3 protein-coding genes are annotated in these 3,307 nt (G+C 72.1%); 2 read left to right on the top strand and 1 reads right to left on the bottom strand.

What is annotated here, in order from left to right; translation table 11 throughout:
- The coding region (locus AB0O00_RS33375; protein ID WP_363658225.1) for an acyltransferase at positions 1-1,172 on the bottom strand (1,172 nt) is incomplete at its 3' end.
- Between the two features lie 298 nt (positions 1,173-1,470).
- On the opposite strand from AB0O00_RS33375, the gene AB0O00_RS33370 reads away from it, so the two are divergent.
- Positions 1,471-2,433, top strand: coding sequence for a hypothetical protein (locus AB0O00_RS33370; RefSeq protein ID WP_363658223.1), 963 nt, complete (start codon positions 1,471-1,473; stop codon positions 2,431-2,433).
- Positions 2,434-2,626: 193 nt separating this feature from the next.
- Complete coding sequence (locus AB0O00_RS33365; protein WP_363658221.1) at positions 2,627-3,268, top strand: dihydrofolate reductase family protein; 642 nt, start codon at positions 2,627-2,629, stop codon at positions 3,266-3,268.
- Positions 3,269-3,307 lie beyond the last annotated feature (39 nt).

The following is a 3,307-nucleotide window of genomic DNA, read 5'->3' as shown; positions in this document are numbered from 1 at the left end:
GTCCCCGCCGGGGCGGGGCGCGGCGGGCGGCGCAGCCCGAGGTCCTTGAGCTTCAGGGACGGCTTCTCCACCAGGTGCCAGGAGAGGAACGCCGCGGCGGCGGCGAGGATCAGCGACACCGTGCAGTAGACGGTGTAGCCGTGGCGGTTCACCTGCCACAGGGTCAGGCACTGCTGGATCGGGAAGGCGTAGATGTAGATGCCGTACGACAGGTCGACCTTGGTGCCGACCTTCGTCAGCGGGCCGGGCATGCGGGCGGCCAGCCAGATGAGGCCGTAGGCGAAGGCGGGCAGTCCGACGACGGTGAACGCGCCGTACCGGCAGCTGGCGAGGAACAGCGCGAGGGCCGCGACGCCGGCGAGGTCGTTGATCGGCAGCTTGGTGCGGTACAGCTCGGCGAGGGCGCCCAGGGCGAACATGAAGCCCACCGGGAGGAGCTGCTCCATCGGGATCCAGCCGAGGAAGGGCAGCGTCCAGGCGGTCAGGCCGGTCTTCGCGTACATCGGCGCCTGGAGGTGGTGGTAGTCCACGGCCAGGGAGAACATGAACGCGTACAGCCCGACGACCAGGAGCAGCACGGCCCAGCGCGCGCGCCGCAGGATGCCGGCCGCGGCGAACAGGGCGACCACCAGGTAGCAGAGGACTTCCAGGGCGAGCGACCAGATCGAGCCGTTGAAGGCGCCGGGGTGCGGGTTGTGGTCCAGCAGGCCGGAGATGCCCCACTGGTTGACGCCGATCGCCCAGTTCGCCTCGATGTACTGGAACGGGCCCTGCGGGTGGGACCAGAACCCGTGCAGCCGGCCCTGGTGGTAGGCCACCACCGGGGCTATGACGAACGCGGTGAGCAGCATGCAGACCCAGAGCCCGGGCAGCAGGCGGATCCCCCGGTTCCAGAGGTAGCGGCCCGTCGACAGGCGCATGCCGCTGCGCGTGATCAGCAGGCCGGACAGCACGAAGAAGCCGGCGACCGCGATCTCGCCGACGTCGGTCTGGCCCCGCGACGCGAGCTGGCCGAGGCCGGGCTTGCCCAGGCCGAGCGGCATCGCGTGCGCGAAGATCACCGAGGAGGCGAGGACCAGGCGGAGCAGCCCGAACCCGTTCTTCCGCCCGAGGGCTTCCGACAGAGGGGGACTGGCCAGGACGGCGGGCCGCCTGCGCGAGGTACTAGACATGTTCTGGAAGGCTCCGGGCCGAGGGGGACGGCAGGCGCCTCGACGTGACGAGGGGCCTGGAACGGTGTGCGGGGGCACAGATGGTCTTGCACACCCTATCCAGGCCTTCGGAGGCGCTGCGGTGCGGTGCCCGGCGCCCTCGCCCGGCCCCGGGGAGGAGCTCGTGCCGGGATGCTGTCCCTGCGCTGAGCTGGAGCTTTCTCCCGGGGTGGATCATGGCGGCGGCTGCCTGCTGAGGTAGGGTCACGCGGTCCTGTCGCCCGGGTTCGTCGGGTGACCTCGGTGGAGGGGAGTTCGCGTGTCAGTTCCGGATGAGCCGTCCCCGCTCTCGGACGTCGTGGCGGATGCGGCCCGGCCGAAGCGGGCTGGGGTGAGCGGCCCGCGCAGGCGGAGGTGGATCGGTATCGGGATCGGGGTCGTGGGCGGCGTGGTGCTGGCCGCCGTGCTGGGCGCCGTACTCGTCTCGCGGGCGGATGAGCGCGGGCGTCCGGTGGCGCTCACCTCGCTCGCGCCGGGCCGTTGCTTCCAGTACCCGTCCGCGGCGTACCTCCAGGCCCATCGCGATGCCTCGGACGGGCTCATCCGTGACGTGGTGCCCGTCTCGTGCACCGGGACGCACCGCGGCGAGGTGGTCGCCCAGGCCGCGCTCGACACCGGCCGGCTGCGCTACGACGACGCGGCCTCCGCCTCGATGGCGGCGTGCCGGGAGCCCTTCGCGGACTACAACCCCGATTTCTGGGCCCTCCCGCCCAACGCCAAGTTCGTCACCCTCCCCCCGAGGCACCAGGACCTCTCCGAGCACCCCGTCGCGACCTGCCTCTACCTGGGCCCGAACATCCTGCTCACCGGCCCGCTGCGCGCCGACCCCTCCCGCCTGACCGCCGGGCAACGCCGCTACCTGGACGCCGTCCGCCTGTACGACAGCATCTCCGCGGACGGCCTGGACGCCAGGGAATCGACCGACGACCACCTGACCGCCTGGGCGAAGGAGATGGCGGCGGCCGAGCAGCACGCGGTGGACGAGCTGCAGAAGATCGGCGCGCCGGCCGGGGCCGAGCAGCAGTTCGCCGTCGTACTCGACCAGCACCGCAAGGCCGTGGCCGCCTGGCAGGCCGCGGCCGCCGAGGACACCCGCACCGGGATCCACCGCCGGATGGCCGCCGCCCGCGAGGCCGATCACGCGAGCATGGACCCGGACGAGGCCGTCCGCGCGGCCCTGGGGCTGGCGACCACCATGCGGCCCAGCGGCTACTCGCTGTGACCCCGGGGGGTGCGGCGGTCGTCCGGTCGGGGCGCGGCTTGTGACCTATCGTGAGTGGGAGTGCCGGTGCGGCGTCCCGGGGCGGGACGGAAAAAATCGGGTGCCGCCGCAGCGATGAGTTTTCCGGCGCCCGCAGGTCTACATCCCGACCGACCGGAGAATCCGGAACAACCGACTCATCGGGAGCAAGGCAATGGGCCTCATCCACATCGAGCTGTTCACGACCCTCGACCTCGTCGCACAGGCACCCGGCGGCCCCGACGAGGACCCGGCGGGGTTCCCGTTCGGCGGCTGGCAGGCCCCCCTGCTGAACGAGGTCACCGGCGCGCAGATCGGCGCCGCGTACGAGGGCACCGACGCCCTGCTGCTCGGGCGGCGCACGTACGACATCTTCGCCGCCTACTGGCCGCACCAGAAGGAAGGCGAGATCGCCGAGCTCTTCAACCGCGTCCCCAAGTACGTGGCCTCCCGCGGCAAGCCCGACCTCCCCTGGGACGGCTCCACGCAGCTCGGCCCCGACCTGGCCGCCGCGGTGCGCGAGATCCGCGAGCGGCACGAGAACATCAAGGTCGTCGGAAGCCTGGACCTGGTGCAGACCCTCCTGCGGGAGAAGCTCTTCGACCGCCTCGACCTCTGGGTGCACCCCATCGTGCTCGGCGTCGGCAAGAAGGTCTTCGACGGCGGCGCGGTGCCCACGAACCTCACACTCCTCGAACCGCCGGTCGCCGGCCCGCAGGGCACCGTGTACCTGCGCTACGGGCTCGCCGACGGCACGCCCAGGACCGGCGACATGAGCAAGCCCGACCGCGGACTCGGGAGCGGGAGCGGCGACTGACGCCGCTGGTGGTGAGGGGGCGGCCGTGGTCCCGCTATC

Source organism: Kitasatospora sp. NPDC093558, from assembly GCF_040683475.1.
Lineage (GTDB): Bacteria > Actinomycetota > Actinomycetes > Streptomycetales > Streptomycetaceae > Kitasatospora.
The sequence above is the reverse complement of the archived record's forward strand: the minus strand, read 5'-3'. Positions and strand labels throughout refer to the sequence as shown.

Bases quoted from the DNA above. Each gene is read 5' to 3' on its own strand.
- AB0O00_RS33365 (WP_363658221.1), top strand. From the start codon at position 2,627: ATGGGCCTCATCCACATCGAGCTGTTCACGACCCTCGACCTCGTCGCA.